The 23,206-nt window shown below is 38.5% G+C and carries 23 protein-coding genes; 14 read left to right on the forward strand and 9 right to left on the reverse strand.

Annotation, left to right across the window (positions count from 1 at the left end):
* Positions 1-518 precede the first annotated feature (518 nt).
* Complete coding sequence (locus tag BUA16_RS07975; protein WP_072764226.1) at positions 519-1,463, forward strand: hypothetical protein; 945 nt, start codon at positions 519-521, stop codon at positions 1,461-1,463.
* A gap of 158 nt (positions 1,464-1,621) precedes the next feature.
* Here the strand turns inward: BUA16_RS07975 and BUA16_RS07980 are convergent, their stop codons facing one another.
* The 3 genes from BUA16_RS07980 to BUA16_RS07990 all read right to left on the reverse strand — a co-directional run bounded on the left by BUA16_RS07980 (position 1,622) and on the right by BUA16_RS07990 (position 4,053).
* Entirely contained in the window at positions 1,622-2,149 is a 528-nt protein-coding gene (locus BUA16_RS07980) for a hypothetical protein (RefSeq protein ID WP_143150475.1), read from the reverse strand.
* A 106-nt stretch (positions 2,150-2,255) separates the two neighbouring features.
* On the reverse strand, positions 2,256-2,984 hold the full coding sequence (locus tag BUA16_RS07985; protein WP_072764228.1) for a Crp/Fnr family transcriptional regulator: 729 nt from the start codon (positions 2,982-2,984) through the stop codon (positions 2,256-2,258).
* A gap of 421 nt (positions 2,985-3,405) precedes the next feature.
* Positions 3,406-4,053, reverse strand: coding sequence for an alpha/beta hydrolase (locus BUA16_RS07990; RefSeq protein ID WP_072764229.1), 648 nt, complete (start codon positions 4,051-4,053; stop codon positions 3,406-3,408).
* A gap of 73 nt (positions 4,054-4,126) precedes the next feature.
* Between BUA16_RS07990 and BUA16_RS07995 the strand changes: the two genes are divergently transcribed.
* From BUA16_RS07995 to BUA16_RS08035, 9 genes are all read left to right on the forward strand, one after another.
* On the forward strand, positions 4,127-4,549 hold the full coding sequence (locus tag BUA16_RS07995) for a PaaI family thioesterase (protein WP_072764230.1): 423 nt from the start codon (positions 4,127-4,129) through the stop codon (positions 4,547-4,549).
* 1 nt (position 4,550) lies between these two features.
* Positions 4,551-5,669 (forward strand): chorismate-binding protein, encoded by a 1,119-nt coding sequence (locus BUA16_RS08000; protein WP_072764231.1) that lies wholly within the window; start codon positions 4,551-4,553, stop codon positions 5,667-5,669.
* Between the two features lie 46 nt (positions 5,670-5,715).
* A complete protein-coding gene (menD, locus tag BUA16_RS08005) occupies positions 5,716-7,470 on the forward strand; it encodes a 2-succinyl-5-enolpyruvyl-6-hydroxy-3-cyclohexene-1-carboxylate synthase (RefSeq protein ID WP_072764232.1) in 1,755 nt (584 codons plus the stop codon).
* 39 nt (positions 7,471-7,509) lie between these two features.
* A complete protein-coding gene (locus BUA16_RS08010; protein WP_072764233.1) occupies positions 7,510-7,854 on the forward strand; it encodes a DUF2853 family protein in 345 nt (114 codons plus the stop codon).
* Between the two features lie 86 nt (positions 7,855-7,940).
* On the forward strand, positions 7,941-8,774 hold the full coding sequence (locus BUA16_RS08015) for a CvfB family protein (protein WP_072764234.1): 834 nt from the start codon (positions 7,941-7,943) through the stop codon (positions 8,772-8,774).
* 131 nt (positions 8,775-8,905) lie between these two features.
* Positions 8,906-9,511 carry a sporulation protein gene (locus tag BUA16_RS08020; RefSeq protein WP_072764235.1) on the forward strand — a complete coding sequence of 202 codons (606 nt, stop codon included), beginning with the start codon at positions 8,906-8,908 and terminating at the stop codon, positions 9,509-9,511.
* Between the two features lies 1 nt (position 9,512).
* Complete coding sequence (gene menA, locus BUA16_RS08025) at positions 9,513-10,421, forward strand: 1,4-dihydroxy-2-naphthoate octaprenyltransferase (protein ID WP_072764236.1); 909 nt, start codon at positions 9,513-9,515, stop codon at positions 10,419-10,421.
* Between the two features lie 31 nt (positions 10,422-10,452).
* Complete coding sequence (locus tag BUA16_RS08030) at positions 10,453-11,202, forward strand: LytR/AlgR family response regulator transcription factor (protein WP_072764237.1); 750 nt, start codon at positions 10,453-10,455, stop codon at positions 11,200-11,202.
* A gap of 285 nt (positions 11,203-11,487) precedes the next feature.
* Positions 11,488-12,153 (forward strand): uracil-DNA glycosylase, encoded by a 666-nt coding sequence (locus BUA16_RS08035; protein WP_072764238.1) that lies wholly within the window; start codon positions 11,488-11,490, stop codon positions 12,151-12,153.
* On the opposite strand, the gene BUA16_RS08040 is transcribed toward BUA16_RS08035, so the two are convergent.
* The 6 genes from BUA16_RS08040 to BUA16_RS08065 all read right to left on the reverse strand — a co-directional run bounded on the left by BUA16_RS08040 (position 12,140) and on the right by BUA16_RS08065 (position 16,994).
* A complete protein-coding gene (locus tag BUA16_RS08040; RefSeq protein WP_072764239.1) occupies positions 12,140-12,994 on the reverse strand; it encodes a substrate-binding domain-containing protein in 855 nt (284 codons plus the stop codon). The two genes, BUA16_RS08035 and BUA16_RS08040, sit on opposite strands and share 14 nt — an antisense overlap.
* Positions 12,995-13,098: 104 nt before the next feature.
* A complete protein-coding gene (locus tag BUA16_RS08045; protein WP_072764240.1) occupies positions 13,099-13,974 on the reverse strand; it encodes a nucleoside phosphorylase in 876 nt (291 codons plus the stop codon).
* A gap of 1 nt (position 13,975) precedes the next feature.
* Entirely contained in the window at positions 13,976-14,908 is a 933-nt protein-coding gene (locus tag BUA16_RS08050; RefSeq protein WP_072764241.1) for a DUF1835 domain-containing protein, read from the reverse strand.
* Positions 14,909-14,981: 73 nt separating this feature from the next.
* Positions 14,982-15,323, reverse strand: coding sequence for a translation initiation factor (locus BUA16_RS08055; protein WP_072764242.1), 342 nt, complete (start codon positions 15,321-15,323; stop codon positions 14,982-14,984).
* Positions 15,324-15,364: 41 nt separating this feature from the next.
* Positions 15,365-15,970 (reverse strand): DinB family protein, encoded by a 606-nt coding sequence (locus tag BUA16_RS08060; protein ID WP_072764243.1) that lies wholly within the window; start codon positions 15,968-15,970, stop codon positions 15,365-15,367.
* Between the two features lie 73 nt (positions 15,971-16,043).
* Entirely contained in the window at positions 16,044-16,994 is a 951-nt protein-coding gene (locus tag BUA16_RS08065; protein ID WP_072764244.1) for an isopenicillin N synthase family dioxygenase, read from the reverse strand.
* 123 nt (positions 16,995-17,117) lie between these two features.
* Here BUA16_RS08065 and BUA16_RS08070 point away from each other — a divergent pair, with 123 nt between their 5' ends.
* The 4 genes from BUA16_RS08070 to BUA16_RS08085 all read left to right on the forward strand — a co-directional run bounded on the left by BUA16_RS08070 (position 17,118) and on the right by BUA16_RS08085 (position 23,206).
* Positions 17,118-19,094 (forward strand): alpha-ketoacid dehydrogenase subunit alpha/beta, encoded by a 1,977-nt coding sequence (locus BUA16_RS08070; RefSeq protein WP_072764245.1) that lies wholly within the window; start codon positions 17,118-17,120, stop codon positions 19,092-19,094.
* A gap of 35 nt (positions 19,095-19,129) precedes the next feature.
* Positions 19,130-20,221: a sensor histidine kinase gene (locus BUA16_RS08075; RefSeq protein ID WP_072764246.1), complete on the forward strand. Its 1,092-nt coding sequence runs from the start codon at positions 19,130-19,132 to the stop codon at positions 20,219-20,221.
* Positions 20,222-20,225: 4 nt separating this feature from the next.
* Positions 20,226-21,560 carry a sigma-54-dependent transcriptional regulator gene (locus BUA16_RS08080; RefSeq protein WP_072764247.1) on the forward strand — a complete coding sequence of 445 codons (1,335 nt, stop codon included), beginning with the start codon at positions 20,226-20,228 and terminating at the stop codon, positions 21,558-21,560.
* Positions 21,561-21,922: 362 nt separating this feature from the next.
* The gene (locus BUA16_RS08085; protein ID WP_072764248.1) at positions 21,923-23,206 is read left to right on the forward strand and encodes a Glu/Leu/Phe/Val family dehydrogenase; all 1,284 of its coding nucleotides are present in this window, start codon (positions 21,923-21,925) and stop codon (positions 23,204-23,206) included.

Raw genomic sequence — 23,206 nt, forward strand, 5'->3', positions numbered from 1 at the left:
AAAAGAAATTTTGAAGGGGTTTTTGTTTTTTTAGCTTATTTACAGCGCCCTATTTTAGATGCCTACAAGCTGTTATGGTGGGTGAAAAAAGCGAGAATTCTTTCCGTTTTCCCGTAGACCTATATTAAAATATTTTGGGCGTTCCCTCCTTCCTCGGGCGGGCCCTTGGCTCTATCCCTTGCTGTGCTGCGGGGATGCCGCCGCGGTCCCTAACGCATAAAAATGTGCCGGTTTTAAAAGGAAACATGGCAGAATGTACCTTTATAGGAATATTGGCACAGGAAAATATGGAGCCCTTAGGGAATTCTTCCTTTTCAGGAAGTAAAGGGCTAGATAACCGCAACAGTTCTTGAAATCCCATAATTTTATCCAAATTTGGATTGGATTCACCTAGAAGCCCATGGCGATCTTAAATGGTGGTTTTTAAACAAAATATTGGGGCGCTCCTTTAATGTTAATACCTTATTTTGTTGTGGAAATTGTTTTTATTATGGCTTAATTAAGCCTAATTTTGAGGTATGGAAAAAAAAATCGTTACAGCTATATTTTGCGCGTTATTAAGTGTAGGGACTCTCTTTTTTGCACCAGTGGCTATGGCGCAAGAATTGGAAGTGTTTACGGTGAAGGATTTTGATCTGAAAGGACCCGTACAATCCTGTATGGTGATTACGAGTTATGGGAAAGAAGAATATGTGTTTAATAAACAAGGGTATTTGATTAAATCCGTGACCCGTTACAATGAGTCCGATTACGATATTACTATTTATAAACTTCAGGGCAACAGTGTTTTGGAAAAGAGATTGGAAAATTACAGGGATGGCCAATTTGTTAAAAATACCTCTATTGCCAATTTTTATAAAACAGATACCACTGATGTCAAAAAAGTAACAGAACGGATATTTTCCTATGACAAGGAGTTTTTAGATCAATACGAATATGTTTATAATGAAGCTGGGAAACTAAAAACCATTAAACGTATGAACGATAGCGGTATAGATGAAACGACCGTTACCTACGAAGAGAAAAATGGGGCGTTTACCAAGACATTTTATTTAAATGATGTTATTCTTAAAACCGTAACGACCGCTACCATTAAAGCATCCAATAAGAAAGAACAGAAAAAGGTACATACCAAGGAATACCTAGAAGGAGAACCGCATTTGGCTTTTGAGCAAATTTACTCCAATAATGGAGCGTTGTTGTACGAGAAAAAAGAAGTATATCGCGAGGAACAAAACGGTTTTGTTCCCTTGGAAAGCAAGTTTTATACCTATGATGCTAACAATGTCTTGGTTTCGGTGAAGACTAAAAAAGGGAAAGCAGAATCTGTAAAGAATTATATTTACCAGTTTGACAGTGGAGAGAAAGGAAATTGGATAAGACAAGTCATTACGCCCGACAATACCTATATCAGTCGGAAAATTAAGTATTTTGAAAACGAAGGCGTCAAGAGTAAAAAGTAAGCGCTCTAGACAGAACGGATTTTCTTTTTAAATACTTTGGGTGTAACAAGTTGATATGCTCTGCGCAGTTGTGTGAGTATTGCGGAAATTAATATACTGTACATGGCTACATGTACAGTATATGGGTTTGTTTAGAAAGCTATTGAAAGTTGTAGTGTTTAAAGAATATTGCCTTTAGTGTCTACTTTTATATTCTTTTTTTGGTTGTCTTTTCTAACCTGTAATTGATAAATCTTTTTTACATCTTCTCCTTGAAAATAGGTAACCCTATAAATATCCTTATGGATGGTCCAATTAGGATATAATTCGTAAATGCTGTTTCGAACCGATTCTGGTGGCGTAACATTTTTGAATTTTTCAAAGGTAGAAATTACTTTTCCATCTTGGTCATAAGTAGCAATGATGCGGCCATTGGTTTGTGAAAAAATAACCTCATAAGCCTCATAGTCTCCGTTAAAATTAGGATCTTGAGTAACGTCGTATCTGGCTACCTCGTCCTGTAGGTTTTGAACATAATCTGGGGTTGTGTCTTCACGCACCAAATTTTGATACGAAAAATTCACGATAGGGGTAACGGTTACCTCTTCCAGTTTTACTTCTTTTGCTTCTTTATCGTTGTCGGTTACCTGGGAAAATCCCATGAGACTAAAACCTAGTATACCGAGTAACATTAATGTATTTTTCATAATAATTGGGTTTTAATATTAATACTATATAAAATTACTGGCAAATGGCTGTTTAAAGTGCTACGTAGGTAGCAGTTACAGATTCTTTAAGAATAAATTAACGCTGCTAATTTTTGAAATAAGCTGTCGCTGTAGAGGTGGTATGCATCTTTTGTATCAGTAGTGGAAGGTCTATGATTTCTATATTTTTTCTTTTAATTTTTAGAATGCCGTCTTCCTTAAATTCTTGTAGATGTCTGTTTAACACGGCTCTGGTAGTGCCTATCAATGCGGCCAATTCATCATGGGAGAGTCCGTTTATAACTTCAATTTTATTGGTTGCTATATTTAAATGTTGCACCAAAAGGTTGGCCAAACGGGTCGATGTGTTTTTTAGGCATAAATCTGAAACAGCCACTTCTAGCTTTTCTGTTTTCTTAACAACATAGCTTAAGAACGGTTTGTATATGGCAGGATTGTCTGCCATCCATTGCCGCATTTGATCTATTGGGATCCATAATACTTCGGTAAATTCCAAGGCCTCGTAAAAGAGTATGCTGCTGTCGCCGTTAATTAGGGTACATACATTGAAGATATCGCTGTCGGTTAAAATATTCAGGGTAAGTTCCCGGTTGTTTTGTGGGTCGAAATTATAAACTTTAACCTTGCCGAAAATGATGATATAAAATTTATGAAAAGTATTATCGGTATCTAATATACAGGTTTTTTTTTCCCAATACAGGCTAGTAGATATCTTTAGTAGTGCAGCAAGAGATTCGTTGCTGATATCTTTAAATAAGGGATTTTCTCGTAATGTCTCAAAATAATACCGATATTTCTCCAATCCAATATTCATACAACTTAGTTTAAAGTTAATTGGAATTCCAGTCGGATTCCAAATTTAAATACCAAGTGACAGCTCGATATTTTTTTGGGGGATTTTTTATTATTTCATTGACAAGCTTATTTACTGGGTCTCTGTACGTGCTGTAAGGGATAAAAATTTATAAGGACCAAATTAATTACGGAGTCCATTATCCGAATTATAGCTCGGAAAGTAGTCTTTTAAAAGTACGAAAAAATGCTTGGATTAATGGTTTTTAATCCTAAAAATCAATCAGTTTCGCTGCTAGGATATTTATAAAACAGGGCCTGATTTTTGTTAATCAAAAATTTCAAACGTTTTGGTTTGGAATTTCGGACGTTGTTAAAACAAGGAAGTAAATAATTGGTATGTAATAATATAATAGGGTTTCTGCGCTAGTGGTGGTTATAGGTTATTCTGCCAGGTTATTAATAAGGTCTTTGTTTATGACATGGCCGCCTTCAAAGCTTATAAATTGTGCTTTACCCTGGAACAAAGTGTCTATTTTTGTTTTTTCTTGCTGTAACCGTTGGCCAGACAGTAAGGGGTCTTGGTCACCGTAAATGATTTTTATTTGAGTAGAATGTTCTTTTAAAAAATGAAAATCCTCGGGTTTTAGTTCTGCCGGAATCCCTCCGGCATATAGACAGAGTTGATGGCAGGGGATTTTACTATGTGCTACCCATCGGCTGGCAATGGATACGCCCTGGGAAAAGCCCAAAATAATAAGCTTGCAATGTGATGGTATATTTTCTGATTGGTATAAGTTATCTAGGTATGAAAGGATGTTTTTTGTTTCCAACGCTCTATTCTCTTTGGTAAGCCAACTTGCACCAACACGCTTATATTCGTTGTTTAGATAATATTTAGAGGGCGCTTGGGGGGCAATGATATAATTTATATCCCTGGGGAGCTGGGAAAAATAGTTCAAAAAATATTTACTGAGAAAACCTATTCCATGAAAAACTATCCACACATTTTTAGTGTTTTTGTCTAAAGTATTTAGGCTGAGGTAGGTATTGGTAGTGGTGTAGGAGATTTGTTTTTCTATTGGCTTCATAAATCTTAAATCTGATATAAAGGAACACTTTTGTTGGCTTGGTATTGCTTAATTTTACAAAAAAAAACTAGCAATGAAGGAATATAAGGAAAAGATTCTTAAAATTTGTAACGATACTAGTAAGGGGACTTTAATGGAGACATTGGGGATAGTTTATACCGATGTTGGCGAGAATTTTTTAGTTGCAAAAATGCCGGTTTCTTCTAAGGTTCATCAGCCAGAAGGAGTATTGCACGGCGGGGCGTCTGTGGCCCTTGCCGAAAGTGTAGGTAGTATGGCGGCACATATCTTTATGAATACAAAGGAGTTAAGTGTGAGGGGAATAGAGGTGTCGGCCAATCATGTAAAGAGTATTCGTGAGGGAGATGTTTATGCAAAGGCTACCATTGTACACAAAGGGCGTACTACTCAAATATGGGACATAAAAATTACGGATACACAAAATAACCTAATCTCTGTTTGCAAATTAACTACCATAGCACTTCAAAAGAAATAATATGTTTTTAAACTTTCTGGACCGGATAAAGGATCAATTAGAAAAGGGATATCCGTTGGTGGCCTATCGTCATCCGAAGGAGGTAACGGTGAAGGCTATTTTTCAAAAAGACAAGGAATTGTATTTTGTAGAGGATTTTCGGGAAAGCGGCTTTGTATTTGCTCCTTTCGATGGCGAACAAAGTCCTGTTTTATTAAAAAAAGACGAGTTTCTTTCAGTAGCGTATCCACAGGAAAACAAGTTGTTAAACGAAACTACAATTTTCTCGGAATTTGACGATTTGGATAAAGATTTCCACCTTCAGATGATAGAGAAAGGCCTGGATGAAATAGCCGAAGGTACTTTGGACAAGGTTGTTTTGTCTAGAAAATTAGAGGTAGATACGGTTAAAACCCCGCTGGAAACTTTCCATGCCCTGTTGCGAAAATATCCCAGTGCATTCTGTTATATCTGGTACCATCCTTCCGTAGGGCTGTGGCTGGGAGCTACCCCAGAAATGTTATTGCAAACCGAGAACAAGCGTTTTAAGACCATGTCCTTGGCAGGGACCAAGTTGGCTGTAGGTGAGCAAGGGCCACAATGGGACAAAAAGGAGCTAGAAGAACAAGGAATGGTAACCGAATTTATAGAAGCTGCACTTGCCGATAAAGTAACTTCCATGACCGTCTCGGATACTACGGCTGTACGGGCAGGTAATTTATGGCATTTAAAGACTTCGGTATCTGGCCTAATAGGAAGCTGTGGGTTAAAGGAAATTATTAGTGCCTTGCATCCTACACCGGCAGTATGTGGATTACCAAAATTAAAGGCCAAGACCTTTATCCTAAATAATGAAAACTACAATAGGGAGTATTATACGGGCTTTTTGGGGGAGCTGAACTTCAGGGAAGATCAGAGAAGGCCCCAACCTAGGCGTAATCAGGAAAACAGGGTGTATAGAACCGTAAAGAACAAGACGGCCTTGTATGTTAACCTAAGGTGTTTGCAATGGCAAGATAAGAAAGTGATGATATACGTAGGAGGTGGTATTACCAATGGCTCGGTGCCAGAGGACGAATGGAAGGAAACCAAGCATAAAAGTGGAACAATGCTGAATGTGCTTTTTAATAAAAACTATTAGGGCTTTCCGTTGGTTTTAGAATTGGTGGCGTTGTATTTTTGTCACCATGAAATATTCGAGCATTCCTACCGCACAATCTGTTGTGTACCACTGCAAGGCAAGGGGTATAAAAAACGTTATAATTTCTCCGGGCTCCCGAAATGCCCCTCTGACCATAGGGTTTTCAGAAGACCCTTATTTTAAGTGTTTTAGCATTGTAGACGAACGTTGTGCTGCCTTTTTTGCTCTTGGGATTGCTCAACAAACAAGAAAGCCGGTCGTTCTTTTGTGTTCCTCGGGCAGTGCGCTTTTAAATTATTATCCCGCTATTTCTGAAGCTTTTTACAGTGATATCCCCTTGGTGGTCCTCACTGCAGACAGACCTGGGTATAAGGTAGATATAGGGGATGGGCAGACTATTAGGCAAGAAAATGTTTTTAAAAATCATATCGGATATACGGCCAATTTAAAGCAAGATGTCTATCATGCTACGGATAAGATAAAAAAGTATGCTCCCGAACAGCTTTTAGGGCTTAGCCCTAGTGACGCCCAAGCTAGAGTGCAGCACTATAACGATGGGGAATTAAATCAGGCCTTTAAAGAGGTGTTGTCTCAAAATTGCCCAGTTCACATTAATGTTCCATTTGAAGAGCCCTTGTATGATGTTTTGGAACATGCTACGGTAGCCCCAAAAGTGGCCGTGGAAGCGATCGAAAATGATCCTTGGACGGACGACTTAAAAGAAGTGGCAAAAATATGGTCTACTGCGGCTCGTAAAATTGTATTGGTAGGCGTAAACTATCCCAATACGATCATGGAATCGTATTTAAAGGTTCTGGGCGAAGATCCATCGGTAATCGTTTTTACGGAAAGCACTTCAAATCTTCATCACGACAATTTTTTTGCAAGTATCGATAGTATCATTGCGCCTATCGAAAAATCGGACCAGAAAGAAGAACTGTTTAAGGAGTTGCAACCCGATATCGTCCTGACCCTAGGGGGGCTTATTGTTTCTAAAAAGGTAAAGGCTTTCTTAAGAAGCTATTCTCCCAGTCATCATTGGCATGTAGATGCTAAAAAAGCCTATAACACCTTCTTTTGTCTGAAAAAGCATTTTAAAACGGATCCCAATAATTTTTTTAAGGAACTGTTTTCATTATCCAGTCCTTTAGAAAGTACTTATCATCAGAAATGGGCCAAAAAAAGACGGGGATACGAGTTAAAAAGACAGGCCTTTATATCGGAAATACCTTTTTCCGACATGTTGGTTTTTAACGATATAATAAAAACCATTCCACAAGAGTATCAATTGCAGTTGGCGAATAGTTCTACGGTTCGCTATGCGCAGCTTTTTGATTTGGATACTTCTATACGGGTGTTTTGTAATCGTGGGACAAGTGGAATAGATGGCAGTACTTCTACGGCTATTGGAGCAGCTCTTTACGATAACAGCCCAACATTGCTTATCACAGGCGATTTAAGTTTTTTGTATGATAGCAACGCTATGTGGAATCGTTATATCCGTCCTGATTTTAGGATTATAGTGATCAATAATAATGGAGGCGGGATATTTAGAATATTACCAGGGAGGGCAGAGACCGAAAATTTCGAAACATTTTTTGAGACGACGCACCAGTTAAATATTGAGCCTTTAGCTACAATGTATGGCTTTGAGTATGGGCGGGTTTCAGATGAGGATGCTCTAAAAGATGCTCTTGAAAAATTTTACCGGCCCTCGGAGAGGCCAAAAATTCTTGAGGTTTCTACCCCTAGACTTATAAATGATAAAATTTTGCTTAATTATTTTGATTTCATATCTTAGAACAAAATAAACCATTCAATAAATAGAACCTTCTAAATTATGAGCAAAAGAGACGAATTAATCGAAAAGTACGCAGCAGATATTAAAGAAAAATTTGGTGAAGCTCCAGATTTGGACTTGTTGACCAAGGTAACCATTGGTTTGGGGCCCTCTATTTATAACTTGGATGCCTCCAAAGTTTCTGGTTCAGATGACAAGGAGTTGGAAACCGTAAAGAATAACTTCCTTATTAAAAAATTAGGATTAAGTGATAGTCCAGCTTTGATGGAAGAAATAAAGAATGTTGTCGACAAATACGGGTCTTCGGTGAAAAGTAAGCACCGAGCGGTTGTCTATTATATGTTGACGAAACACTTTAAAAAAGAAGCTATATATAGCAAATAATAAGTTGTATATAGAGATATGGGCCGTTCTTTAAAAAGAGCGGCTTTTTTTGTACGCATGATTCTTTTTAAATGTATTTTTGTAGCATGATAGCATTAGGAAAATATAGCAATTTAGAAATATTAAGAGATACCAGCGTGGGTCTCTTTTTAGGAGATGAAGAAGGGAATGATGTTCTGCTTCCCAATAAATATGTGCCAGAGGAATTTGAAATAGGAGATTTCATAAATGTATTCTGTTATTTAGATCATGAAGAACGTATAGTAGCCACTACATTGGAACCGTTTGTGATGGTAGATCAGTTTCAATTACTGGAAGTAGCAGAGGTTAATGATTTTGGTGCTTTTATGGATTGGGGACTAGAGAAGCATTTATTAGTGCCGTTTCGCGAGCAACGAAATAAAATGCAGGAAGGACAATGGTATGTAGTGCATTGTTATTTGGATGAAAAGACCAACCGTTTGGTGGCTTCTAATAAGTTGGATAAATTTTTATCAAACGATCTCTTAACCGTAAAGGTATTGGACGAGGTTGATTTAGTGGTGACCAGGTTTACCGATTTAGGATGGGAAGTTATTGTCAATAACCAACATAAGGGACTTGTCTATGCTAACGAAGTATTTAAAAAGGTAGCGGTAGGCGATAAGTTAAAAGGATATATTAAGCATATAAGACCCGATAATAAGTTAGATGTAGCCCTACAACCAATAGGATACCAAAGCTTGGAACCGGCGGCCAACCTTATCTATGAAAAACTGTTAGCCCATGGAGGCAAACTGAACCTTCACGATAAATCGGATCCTGAAGATATCAAAAGGCAGCTTCAAATGAGTAAAAAAACCTTTAAAAAAGGAATTGGAGCCCTTTACAAGGAACGTAAAATTGAAATTAAATCAGACAGTATTCACCTGATTGAATAAAACAGTTGTTGTCCTAGGCAGGAGCATTTGCTGTGAAGGAGTTCGATGAAGGAGCCTTCTTTTATCGAAACATGAACCATTGCTTTTAAATAGCGAAAGAAACGTATTTTTATATTAAAACTTAAGTATTTATGCCATTCATTGAAGAAAGCGATTTGTTAGAATTGCACAAGGATATTGATAAGGCGCAAATTATAAATGATCGCCTTTTAGATCAAATAAAGCACAAGAATAAGGAGTTAAAACGAAGCAAGATACAACGTAACGTTTTAGGGATAGTGACTGGACTTTTCCTGATTGGCGGTATGGTGGCTTTATCGTATAATGCCGGTTTTGTTAAATCGTCCAATCAACAGTATCGTAACAGTCTAGAGGTTATTGGTTTAATCGATAGTTTGGATATTATAAAAAGACGAATTGAAAATATTAAAAAGCAAAACGAGGAACTTAGTCTGTTGCACGAATTTTATTTGGCTAAAAGGTTCTTGAATAAAGAAAAAATATATTCCGTTCAGGTAAAAACCTTCGTTGATAACAATATAACCTTATCCTCGGAGTCTTTGGGAAATACCCTATTTGCAAAGGCCAATCCTTTTTATTCTTATTCCTTGGGGAATTTTGAAACCTTGGAAGAGGCACGCTCCTTTAGATATCAGTTGATCAATATGGGGTTTAAAGACGCCTTTGTGGCCTCATACAGAGATGGAAAACGAATAGAAATAGAAGAACCCTACTAGTTTGTTGAAAATAAAAGCTTGGCTTAACGCAGCGCGATTAAGAACACTTCCCCTTTCTCTATCGGGTATCATTGTAGGTACTGTTTTAGGGAGAATGTACGGTGAATTTAATATCGGCATTTTTATCCTTGCCGTATGTACTACAATCGGATTTCAGGTTACCTCAAATTTTGCCAATGATTACGGGGATGGAGTAAAAGGCACAGACAATGAAAATCGGGTAGGTCCAAAACGAGCCTACCAAAGTGGTCTCCTGTCCCGGAAGGAGTTGAAAAACGGTATTATCACCGCTGTGGTGATCTGTATATTGTTAGTGATAAGTTTGTTGTTTTACGCTTTTGGTGCCGAAAATTTAAAATACATTGCCATCTTTGGCGGCTTAGGGGCCCTTAGTATTTGGGCGGCCATTAGGTATACGGTGGGAGAGTCGGCTTACGGATATAGAGGCTTAGGGGATGTTTTTGTTTTTCTTTTTTTTGGATTGCTCGGGGTATTGGGAGCCATGTTCCTATATACTAAATCCATGGAGTATATGGGTATTTTTCCGGCTATTACCATAGGCCTGTTGAGTACAGGGGTGCTGAATTTGAATAATTTACGCGACTATAAGTCCGATAAACTAGCGAATAAAAACACGATTATTGTTAAAATTGGTGTTGAAAAAGGAAAAATATATCATACGTTTTTGATCGTTTTGAGTTTTTTGGCCATGCTGGTATTTACGATCCTAAATTTTCAAAGCTGGTTAAATGCCCTACATTTATTGGCTTTTATTACTATATTCATACATTTAAGGAAGGTGTTGAAAACCAAAAACACCGTTTTGTTAGATCCGGAACTTAAAAAATTAGCGCTGAGTACTTTTTTATTGGCCCTATTGTTTTATTTTAGTTATTATAATTTTTTGTAAGTTTGAGTACTAACCAACTAAAACTTATGCCGTGGAACAACCAATCAGAATACTTATTGTAGAGGATAATGTCATAATTGCCGATGACATGCAATCGATGTTGGAAGAAATTGGATACGAAATAGTTGACAATGTTATCGTATATGAACAAGCTGTAGAAGTATTAAAAAATAAAGAGGTCGATTTAGTACTGATAGACATTATTTTAGCTTCTGATAAAACAGGTATAGATTTAGGAAAACACATCAGGGAAAACTATAGTATTCCCTTTATATTCGTTACTTCGAATTCGGATAGAGCTACTGTTGAAAATGCAAAAACAGTAAAGCCGAATGGTTATTTGGTAAAGCCTTTTGAACAACAGGATCTTTATACCTCGATAGAAATCGCCCTATCCAATTTTACAGAAATAAAAAAGAATGGGGAAAAGGACGAAGAGGAAGATGATAAGTTAATGTCTAATAAGGTGCTGAAGGATTCGATCTTTGTAAAAAAACAGCATTTATATTATCGAATCCAGTTTGGGGATATTAAGTTTATCAAAGCCGACAATGTGTATTTGGAAGTAAATACGGTCGATAAAAAGTTTTTGGTTCGCTCCCCTTTAAAAGATTATTTGGAAAAGTTGCCTCAGCATAAATTTTACAGGGCACACAAATCGTACATCGTCAATGTAGATCATATCGACGCGATCAACTCCAGGGATATCTTGATAAACGATACCTTGATTCCAATTTCCAAGGAATTCAAGGAATTTATAATCTCTGCGATGAATTCGTAAAGCAATAGCTTTAAGAGCTGCGGTATTAAATAAGAAGGCACCTAGTAGGGTGCCTTTGTTGTTTGCCTTGGTTCGAGAGCGGCTTAATCTTTTGCAATAGGGGTCAATCACTGTTTATTTTGAAATATATTGTCAGGGCGAGGTTAAATGCCGCTTAGGGCCGTGGAGCTTTGAATTAACGCTTCTTACAAGAAGTGGTTTTGTTTCTTTTTCACATTGTTTAGTTTTTGATTAATTTTGGCGGAGGTGCGACCAAGTACCCTAACACCTTAATTATCTTCATAAATGATTTTTGATCTTCATCCAAGTTGGCAAAAGCCGTTACAATCTGAACTTAAAAAACCTTATTTCTCCGATTTAAATGATTTTGTAAAGCAAGAGTATGCCAAGCATGTTTGCTATCCTAAGAAGGAAGCTATTTTTGCGGCCTTTGACTTCTGCAATTTTCAAGATACCAAGGTGGTTATTTTGGGGCAAGACCCTTATCATGGTCCGGGCCAGGCCAATGGCCTTTGTTTTTCGGTGAATGAGGGGGTAGGGCATCCGCCATCCCTAATGAATATTTTTAAGGAAATGGAATCAGATTTGGGCAAAACATATCCGCTTAGTGGTAATCTGGAGGCTTGGGCAAAACAAGGGGTCTTATTGTTAAATGCCACCTTAACCGTACGTGAGAAGGAGGCTGCTAGCCATCAAAAACAAGGATGGGAAACTTTTACCGATGCTGTTATCGAAAAAGTTTCCCAAGAAAAGGAGGGAATAGTGTTTTTACTATGGGGAGGTTTTGCTAAAAAGAAGGCAAAATTAATAGATGCTAAAAAACATCATATCTTAACTTCCGGACACCCTTCACCCTTAAGTGCCAATAGAGGGTATTGGTTTGGTAATAAGCACTTTTCTATGACCAATGAAATTTTGAAGCAAGCCAACAGACCGCTTATTTCTTGGTAAATACCAAGTCCTCGTACGGCAAACGTTGGCTTATTAAATTTAAGTCGATGAGCGTTTCCTGAACCTGCTTTAAGGTATTGGGAGCAAGGTTCATTTGGCTCCATCGCGTGAGGGAGAGCCATTGCTGAAGATCCTCTAATTGCTGGCCGTAATTATTGGCTATGGTGCGATCTATACTCGGTATTTGTTTAAATTCAAGCGTGTAGCTGTTAATTACTTCTAGAATGTGGTTTAAGAGGGCTGAATTCTCGGCTATGAATTTGTCCGTTGCCGCAATCACGAAGCAAGGCCATGGGGTAGGACAATCCGTAATTCGTCTAAAAATGCCCTTATCTACTATTGGTTTGGTTGTAAACCTTTCCCACATGAAATAATCGGCAGTGCCATCGCTTAAAGCTTCAACGGCGCCATCGAGGTTATTGATCACTTCAAAGTTTAGGTCTTCTGTGTCCCAGCCCTGATTTTTGGCGTTCACATAAGCCATTAAATGGCTGCCGCTGCCATACCTGCTTATGGCCGCTTTTTTACCTTTGAGGTCGTCCATTTGGTGTATGTCGCCTTTGGCGCCAACATGGATTCCCCATAAAAGTGGACTGGCAATGTACTCTTGTACAATCTTGGACGGATTGCCTTCTGTGATGCTTTTGGTGATTCCCTCGGTAAGGATAATGGCTAAATCTGTTTCTTGGTCTTTCAGCATTTGTGCCATTTTACCCGTTCCTTCAGGAATGTCTGTCCATTCTAGTTGAATGCCACGGGCCTCAAAGGCACCTTCTTCGATGGCTAAATGCCAAGGGAAATTAAAATGTTCCGGAACACCGATAATAGTTACTTTTTTCAATATTAATTTTGTTATGTTAATGTAAAACAAGGAATTTAAGGGTAAGGTAGCTGCCGTTTTACAGAGCTCCAAAAGTTGCTCTTGACATTAGCTTTGGTCTTGTCCTATAGTCCTTTGGTTAATTTGTCTAAGGTATATGTAATCAGTTCATGGATAGATTCTTCCGGTTTGGCAGAAAATTCTCCTGTACTCCTATTGGCTAATATGCAGTTTAAAGAAATGGCGCGGTGGCCTAGTAATTTCGACAGCCCATAAATTCCAGAAGTTTCCATTTCTAGATTGGATATTTGTTTGTCTTTAAATTTGAAACTTGCAAGTTTGGAATTCAATTTGTCGTCCTGTGTTTTTAATCGTAGTGTGCGTCCCTGCGGACCATAGAACCCGACATTGGTAGCGGTAAAGCCAAATCGGATTTTGTCCGATGTCATAATTTTTGCCAAATCTTCATCACAACTGACCACATAGGGAGTCGACTTGTCCTTGAACCAATTGGTATGCTGTATAAATGCTTGTTGTATTTCGTGGTGCTGAATGCTGCTACTATCATAAAAATGCAATAGACTATCCAGCCCAATGGAAAGCTCGCTCAACAAAAATGAATCTATAGGGATGTGGGGCTGTATCGCCCCCGAAGTTCCAATCCGGACAATATTCAGGGAAGTGAGGTTTTTTTTTACCGTTCTGCTTTTGAAATCGATATTGACCAAAGCGTCTAGTTCGTTCAGTACAATGTCAATGTTATCAGTGCCTATACCCGTTGAAATAACGCTAATGCGCTTGCCTTTTAAGGTGCCGGTATGGGTATGGAATTCCCTTTTTCCTTTTTTAAGTTCAATAGTATCAAAATATTGGGAAACCAAGGAGACTCTATCCGGATCACCAACGGTTATAATGGTGTCCGATAGGTCTTCTGGTAGTAAATTAAGGTGGTAGATGCTATGATCGGCATTTAGGATGAGCTCGGATGAACCAATCTTCATATTATAATTTTAATATACGGTTGGTTTCTGAATTGTATAGGAAACTATATTTTAAGGCGCCGCCCAAATAGGCGGTGTTTTCTTGGATACAAGAATAATAACTAGTCTTGCCCTCTAAAATAGCAACTCCTTTTTTAGAAAGTTTAACAGGATTAAAATCAGTGAACAAAGGTGTAAGTTTTGTAATGATCCTTGTATACTGGGTGTCACCAAAACCATAGTTGCCTTGGTTTTTTAGCACTGTTTTTAATAAGGCGATCTTTGTTTTTGGGCTTTCCTTGACGGCCAATCTCAAGATGTTGTTTTCCACTTCGTTCAGACCATTTTTTATGGTCGGGAAACGCATCAAATGAGACTTAATGGCTCCGGAAAGATATTTAAATTGGAAATCATCAAAATCCATTAAATTTTCTAGTCGGATAGGATTGTCACTACAATAAAGCTGCCATACGTAATCGGCATATTCAACATCATCTTGAGTTAAAAACGTACGGTTTTCGTATAAATTCCGTAACTCTTCCTTGTTTAAGTCGGTTAGGTTCAATAAAGGGCTAGAGTTTTCATCATCCCCATGACAAACCATAGATATTTCTGCATAGGGCCTATGCATCTTTAACCAACTGATAACAGCAAGCATGTTAATTTGGCAGAAAAGATCGTAATCAAACCACAAAACAATATGGTCTTCCTTTTTGTGGCTACAAAGCATACGGTACTCCTTTAAAGTTTTATCAATAAACCAAGACTTGGAGACCTTGTAGGTCTTATTCAGGAAATCAAATCTTGTTTTCCAAAAGGATTCACTACCGACATTGGTCTCTGTCTTTCCTTCGCACAACATTTCTCGCCAAGTAATAATTTCCCCTGGCAATTTTAGGCCCTTAAGTTTTTTGGTGAACAGGTCACCATTTGTGATGTGTAACTGGGAATTCATTGTCTTGGTAGTTTAGGTTGTGACTATTAAAAGTAGTTAATTATTTTATGGACTAAAAATAATTAACAAAACTCTAACCTCCTACACGCTTTACCTTAAAGCCTTTAGCTTTTAATATGGTCATTATTTTATCGCGGTAATCACCTTGGATTATAATACTGTCATCTTTAAAGCTTCCTCCAACGCTGAGTTTTGTCTTTAATTCTTTGGCCAGTTTTTTAAAGTCTTCTTCTGCCCCGGTATACCCTTCCAAAATAGTGATAGGCTTTCCTTTTCTCTTTTCGTATTTGCAAATAATGGGATCTTCCTGCATCCAAATATCCGTATCATCCTTGGCGTTTTTTTGGCCTTCGGTTGAATTGGTAGAAACTTCGTGGTCTGGAAATAGATTTTTTAATTGATCTTGTAGGTCCATGTAAAAAGTAATATAATTTGATTTTAATTAATTAGATAAAATTATTCTGTCGGAAATCCCGGATCGGCAATGATTTCTTCAATTTGTTGTACGTGCCGTTCTGTGTGTGCGGCGATAAACAACAGGATCTGATAAGCATCTAGGGTGCCAAATGGCACCTGCTGATAGCGGTTCCTTAAATCGTCTTGTGTGTTTTTAATGAATTCTATATGTTCGCCACGCTTGGTTTTGAAATTTTCCAATGCGGCCTCGTGAGAGCCATATTTTCCTGTAGGTTCAAATGCCTTGCTAGTTTTTACCTTGTTCGATCGGTCCGCGATCATCACAAGAATCTGTTCGTCGGAATGGTTCACTTCAGATCTTTTTGCAGCATCGGGCTGTATTTCCAAGGTTGCCAATAGCATATCGAATATTATATTTTCCGAAACAATAATATGTTCGGTACAATCGGCAATAGACCACGAATCTTTCGATGCTTTATAAGTGAGCTGTTCTTCGCTTAAATACGCCAAGGTGTTTAATAAATGATCCCTTGTCGAAGTCATTTCTTTAATGGCGGCTTCTCTTTCGGCATCGGTAAGGGGGTTTGTAATATTGGTAAAACATAAGGACGCCATGGCTAATACTATAACTGCTAAAGTCTTCATAATTCGTAGTTTTAAAGGGTTAATTTGTTGTAATTCCTTAACGCCATTAATGTATGCAGCCAAAAAGTGCGTTTTATGCCTTAATAAGTCCTAATTCTATTAATCTTTCATGTAAAAACTCCCCGGCAGTAATATCTTCATATTGTTTGGGATTGTTTTGATCGATACAATTTTCCAGACAATTTAAAGGCATCTCACTGATAGGATGCATAAAAAATGGAACAGAGTACCTCGAAGTACCCCATAGTTCGCGAGGGGGATTGACCACTTGGTGAATAGTAGATTTTAGTTTGTTGTTGGTCAATCGTGAGAGCATGTCCCCTACATTGATCATTAATTCGTCGGGACGTGCAATAGCATCTACCCAATCGCCTTTGTGGTTTTTTACCTGTAGACCTTTTCCGTGTGCTCCCATCAATAGGGTGATTAAATTAATATCGCCATGAGCTGCTGCTCTCACAGCATTTTTAGGCTCTTGAGTAATGGGCGGATAGTGAATGGGTCTCAATATAGAATTTCCGTTTTTTATAAACTCATCGAAATAAGATTCTTCCAAATTTAAATGGATTGCCAAGGCTCTCAGTACATATTGTGCGGTCTTTTCTAACATCTTATAAGTTTCCTTGCCAACTTGGTCAAAATTCTTGAGCTCTTTGACGTGTAGGTTTTTGGGGTATTCGGCTTCCAATTTAGGATTGTCCGTTACGTATTGACCGAAATGCCAAAACTCTTTTAAATCGCCTTCTTTTTTGCCTTTGGCATGTTCCTTTCCAAAGGAAGTATATCCTCTTTGACCGCCAAGACCTTCAATTTCGTACTGGTCCTTTACCTCTTGGGGGAGATTGAAAAAATCCTTGATTTCTCGATATAGGTCTTCGATTAGTTTTTCGGATAAAAAATGGCCGCTTAAGGCAACAAAGCCTATGTTTTCAAATGCATTTCCTATTTCTTTGATGAATTTTTGTTTTCTAGATTCATCTCCTGATATAAAATCTGCTAGATTTACACTTGGTATAGCACTCATTATTGCTGTTTTTTAGGATATATCAAAGTTAAGAAATATTAAAGCAACCTTCTTATTAAATTCTGCTAGACATTGTTTTTGTCTTTTCGTTACATTTATACTTCCTTAACCAATTACCATAACATGCACTACAAGGGACATATTTTAGATAAGGCGACGCAGTTGAAACTGTATCAGCAGTTATTAAAGCCACGCCTAATAGAGGAAAAAATGTTAATTCTGCTGCGTCAGGGGAAAATATCCAAATGGTTCAGTGGTATTGGCCAAGAGGCTATTTCTGTTGGTGTTACAGCTGCTTTGTCCGATGACGATTATATCTTGCCCATGCATCGTAACTTGGGAGTTTTTACCTCAAGGAACATGCCTTTAAGGCGACTCTTTGCACAATGGCAGGGCAAAAAAAGTGGCTATACCAAGGGCAGGGATCGCAGTTTTCATTTTGGCGCCAAGGAACACAAGATTGTAGGGATGATATCTCATTTGGGCCCCCAATTAGGGGTAGCCGACGGAATAGCCTTGGCAAATTTGCTACAAAAAAAGCAATCTGTGACCGCGGTTTTTACCGGAGAAGGTGGTACCAGTGAAGGCGATTTTCACGAAGCACTTAATTTGGCCGCCGTTTGGGATCTGCCAGTGCTATTCTGTATCGAAAACAATAGGTATGGCCTTTCTACCCCAGCCCATGAGCAGTACAGATGTGAAAACTTGGCCGATAAGGGTGTTGGTTACGGGATAGAATCGCATATAGTTGATGGTAATAATATTATAGAGGTGTTTGATAAGGTGACGCAAATTTGTCGGGAAATGCGGAAAACTCCCCGTCCTGTCCTTATAGAATTTAAAACTTTTAGGATGCGGGGGCATGAGGAGGCAAGTGGTACCAAATATGTACCACAGCAGCTTTTGGAGAAATGGGGAAAGAAAGATCCACTGCTGAATTATGAACAATATTTAATAGGAGAAAAAATCTTAACGCCCCATTTAAAGGAGACCTTCAGAACTCAAGTCACCGACGAAATAGAGGAAAATCTTAAAGAGGCCTTGGCCGAAGATGATGTTGTTTTTAATGAGGATACCGAGCTAAAGGATGTTTTTAAGGAATGCGATTACCAAGAGTACAAGCCTACTGGGGTAAGAAATAAAATTAGGTTTGTCGATGCAATATCCCAAGGGTTACGGCAATCCATGGAAAAACACCGGCAGCTCGTCATCATGGGGCAAGACATTGCAGATTACGGAGGAGTGTTTAAAATTACAGAGGGATTTGTTGATGCTTTTGGAAAAGATCGGGTACGCAACACCCCCATTTGTGAGTCGGCCGTAGTTTCTTTGGCGATGGGGCTTTCTATAAATGGAATGAAGGCCGTGGTAGAAATGCAATTTGCCGACTTTGTAAGTACCGGATTTAACCCTATTGTTAATTACTTGGCCAAAGTACACTATCGCTGGGGAGAGAATGCCGATGTGGTTATCCGCATGCCTTGTGGAGGAGGGATGGGGGCCGGACCGTTCCATTCCCAGACCAATGAGGCGTGGTTTACCAAAACTCCGGGCCTAAAAGTGGTCTATCCTGCCTTTCCGTTTGACGCTAAAGGTATGTTGATCTCCGCTATTAACGATCCTAATCCAGTATTGTTCTTTGAACACAAAGGCTTGTACCGCAGTAGTTATCAAGAAGTTCCTGTAGATTATTATTCCCTTCCTTTTGGAAAAGCAGCTTTGTTAAAAGAAGGAGAGGCTATCACCATAGTTTCCTATGGTCTTGGGGTACATTGGGTTTTGGAAGCCTTGGAGCAGAATCCTGGGATCAGTGCCGATGTGTTGGATCTGAGAAGCTTACAGCCATTAGATACTAAAGCCATTTATTCTTCGGTGAAAAAGACAGGGAAACTTATTATCTTGCAAGAAGACAGCATTTTTGGGGGTATGGCCAGCGATATTTCTGCCTTGGTCATGGAGAATTGTTTTGAGTATTTGGATGCCCCTGTAAAAAGGGTAGCAAGTTTACAAACGCCTATTCCTTTTGCAAAATCGTTGGAGGAAAATTATTTACCCAAAGAACGCTTTATAAAAGAGCTTTTAAAATTATTGGCCTATTAAGGCAATTCAATATTTTTAACGTTTAATTGAAGAATATGATTACGGCAGAGGAAAAACTGAATGAAAGAATTAAAGAGCTTACTTGTTTGTACGAGGTAACCTCTATTATCGTCAATTGTGATTACAATCAAATTGAAGATGCTCTGAAAGGAATATTGCAATGCCTTAAAAAGGCTTGGCGTTTTACCAATGACGCCCAAGTGATTATGGTGACAGATCAATACAACCTGTCTACCGCCCCAATTACAGAGGAGGTTATTTCTCTGAAATCGAGCATTCGTGTTTTTAATAAGAAAATAGGGCGAATAAAAGTTTCCTATCCCGCTCGCAAATACCAGGCCTCGGCATTTTTGGAGGAAGAAAGCAAGCTTCTCAAGAATGTGTGCATGGAAGTGGGAAACCTGTTAGAAAGAAAACAGATTAAAGACAATGAGGATATTATAAGAAAAAAAATGGAAAGAGCCGACAGGCTTGGGATTCTCGGTGAAATTACCGCAGGGATCGCCCATGAATTAAATACGCCGTTAGCTAATATCCTAGGTTTTTCCGAGCTATTAAAAAGCAAGTTGGAAGACGATTCACAAGCCAGTAAAGATCTCGATAAAATTATAAACAGTACCATATTCTCGCGGGAAGTGGTTAAAAAGTTAATGTTTTTTGCCTGTGAAATGCCGCAGCAAATGAGCTTGGTAAATATCAATCCCATTATTAGTCATGCTATTAACTTAATGGATCCCATTTTTAAGAAAAACAAGGTGGTTCCAGAGTTGCGGTTTAATGCCGATGATATTTATTTACGAGCAGACTCCATACAGTTGACCCAAGTGATTTTTAATCTTGTTCTCAATGCGATTTACTTTTCTCCTGTAAGAAGTAAAATTGAAATACAGGTAACAGATAAAGAGGATAGTGTTGTTATATACATCAAAGATCAGGGGCCTGGGATAAATCCAAAAACCAAGGATAAGATTTTTGAACCCTTTTATAGCACAAAACCTGTTGGAGAGGGCTCGGGATTAGGTTTAAGCGTGGTTCATGGAATAGTGAAAAGTCATAAAGGCACCATAAAGTATACTGCTAACAAGCCTAAAGGCACTATATTTGCCCTTAATTTCCCCAAACAATAGGTGCATGGGTTTTAATAAAGAGAATATCTTAATTGTAGACGATGATGTGAATATTTTAGAATTAATTCACAGGCATCTACAATCCCTTAATTATCATGCTTATAAGGCCGTATCGGTGAAAGAAGCCTTAGTTATTTTAAAGGACACCCGTATAGATTTATTGATAACCGATCTAAAAATGCCAGAGGTAGATGGCTTTCAGTTGGTAAAATATGTATCCGAGCATTATCCGTTATTGCCAAAACTTGTGGTTACTGGTTATCCATCAATAAATGATGCGCTTCATGTGATTAAGGCCGGAGTGTTGGATTATTTGGTGAAACCTTTTACAAAGGACGAACTGAAGAATGCTGTACTAAATTCCTTTGCAGGGGCTACCAAGGCGAAAGAAAATGTCAAGATCCCCTCAAATTCTCCAAAAGAAAAGAAGCTCGCTTACGGAGAACTCATCGGACAATCTTCGGCAATAAAAAGGGTTACCGATATCATTGATCGAGTCAAGGACAACAAAGCCACGGTACTTATAATGGGTGAAAGTGGTACAGGGAAGGAGCTAGTTGCACGTTCCGTACATTATATGGGGAAATACTCCAGAGCGCCTTTTATCGCGGTCAACTGCGGAGCTATTCCCGAAAACCTATTAGAGGCCGAACTATTTGGGTACGCCAAAGGTGCTTTTACCGGGGCGAATGAAGATAGGAACGGATTTTTTCAAGCCGCTAATAAGGGAACTCTTTTTTTAGATGAAATAGGCAACGCCTCACTATCGGTACAATCTAAACTTTTACGGGTGCTGCAAGAAAAAGAAGTGACTAAGGTGGGCTCCCAAAAAGCCGAGAAAATAGAGGTAAGGGTTATTGCAGCTACGAATAGCGACTTAAGTGCCCAAGTTAAAAAGGAGCTTTTTAGAGAAGATCTTTTTTATAGGTTGACAGTAGTGGAAATTGATGTTCCGCCTCTTAGGGATAGAAAATCCGACATACCTTTGTTGGTCGATAAATTCTTGCTCAAATACGGGGTAGAATATAAAGACCGAATGTTAGGGATTACTCCCGAGGCCATGGAGCTATTAAAAAGACACCATTGGCCTGGAAATATAAGGGAACTCGAAAATGTTATCCAAAGAGCCGTTATTATGTGCGACAAGCAAATTGGGGTAGCCGATTTGCCCGACAACCTTAAGTTTAAGATAGAATTTCCTGAAGAAAGGCTACTTCCATTAAGAGAGATCGAAAAAAAATATATTCTTAAAGTGCTCGAAGCTACCAATAACAATAAATCCCAAGCGGCGGAAATTCTGCAAATAGACCGCAAAACACTTCGACAAAAAATACAGTAGCTCTCATTGTTCATTATGGGGAATTATCCCTCATATGGGGAAATACTCCCCATATAAGTGGTGGCTTGAAAGCGTCTTCTTTCCTTATAACTATCTGATAGTAAACATATTATGGTTTTAGTAGAATTGGTAAAACCTAATTGGCACTGTAGTTGCCTTTATGTTTGTACTAAAAAAAACTATTATGAGGAATAGTACTAGTTTATGTATCAGTTGTGAGCATTTCGCGAATTGCGTTCTAACCACGAACAAAAATAATATTTGGTCCTGTAACGAATTTGAACCAGGAGACTCAAAGGTTTTGCCTACTAGCCATCCTTTTAAAATGAAAACAAATCTCAGAGTTTATTAAAAGCAAGAATATGATAACAAAATCAAAAAAAGAATTGAAGCAGGGCATGTTGGAAAACGTGATGAGTCAATTTAATCATGCTGCAGACATAGTAGATCTTAATCCTAATATTAGAAAAATATTAAGTATAACCAATAATGAACTGATCATTCATTTTCCTGTAAAAATGGATAATGGCGATGTAGAAGTGTTCACGGGCTACCGTGTACAACACAACAACGCATTAGGTCCATATAAGGGAGGCTTGCGGTATCACCCTACGGTAGACATTGATGCGGCCAAGGCACTTGCTATGTGGATGACTTGGAAAACGTCGTTGGCCGGTTTGCCATACGGTGGGGCCAAAGGAGGAATTCAATTAGATCCGAGTAAATATTCTACTACGGAATTAGAAAGGATTACAAGAAGATTTACCTATGCGCTAGGAGATAATATTGGTCCTGAACACGATATTCCGGCACCGGATGTAAATACGAACTCACAAACCATGGCATGGATCGTAGATACCTATATGTCTACTAAATCGCCTGCTGAGCGTTCTAAGAACCAGCACGTGGTCACGGGAAAACCATTGGGGTCCGGAGGTTCTGAAGGAAGAGACCGCGCTACAGGGTACGGGGTGTTCTTGAATATAAAGTTCTGGGCAGAAAAGAAAAAAATAGATTTAAAAAACAAACGATTCATCGTTCAGGGATTTGGGAATGTAGGTTTTTGGACTTCTTATTTTTTAGAGCTCGAGGGGGCAAAATTAGTAGGCGTACAGGATGCCTTTGGGACAATTGCCAATCAGGAAGGAATAGCAGTCGCTCAGTTAAACGATTATATGCAAGGGAATAAAGGAAGTATCGTAGATTTTCCTAATTCGGTTGCTTTACCAACGGAAGACTTTTTTGGATTGGATTGCGATATCTGTATTCCTGCCGCATTAGGAAACCAGATCACCGCTGAAAATGCCGATAAAATAAAGGCGTTTTTAATAGCGGAAGGAGCCAATGGCCCAACAGATGTGGAAGCTGAGGAAATATTACTCAATAATGGAGTTGGAATAATTCCGGATATCTTGTGTAATTCTGGAGGGGTGATCGGAAGTTATTTTGAATGGCTTCAAAACCGTAACGGGGAACTTTGGCAATTGGATGAAGTTTTGGCCAAACTGGACAAGAAAATGAAAGAAATTTTCGATAGGGTTTATGTAAAGGCAGAAGAAAGAAATGGAGATATGAGAACCTCGGCCTATGTTATTGCTATCGAAAGAATTGAAAAGGCCTATGTGCAAAGAGGGATATTTCCATAA

Origin of the sequence: Arenibacter nanhaiticus (assembly GCF_900141935.1) — a bacterium.
Lineage (GTDB): Bacteria > Bacteroidota > Bacteroidia > Flavobacteriales > Flavobacteriaceae > Arenibacter > Arenibacter nanhaiticus.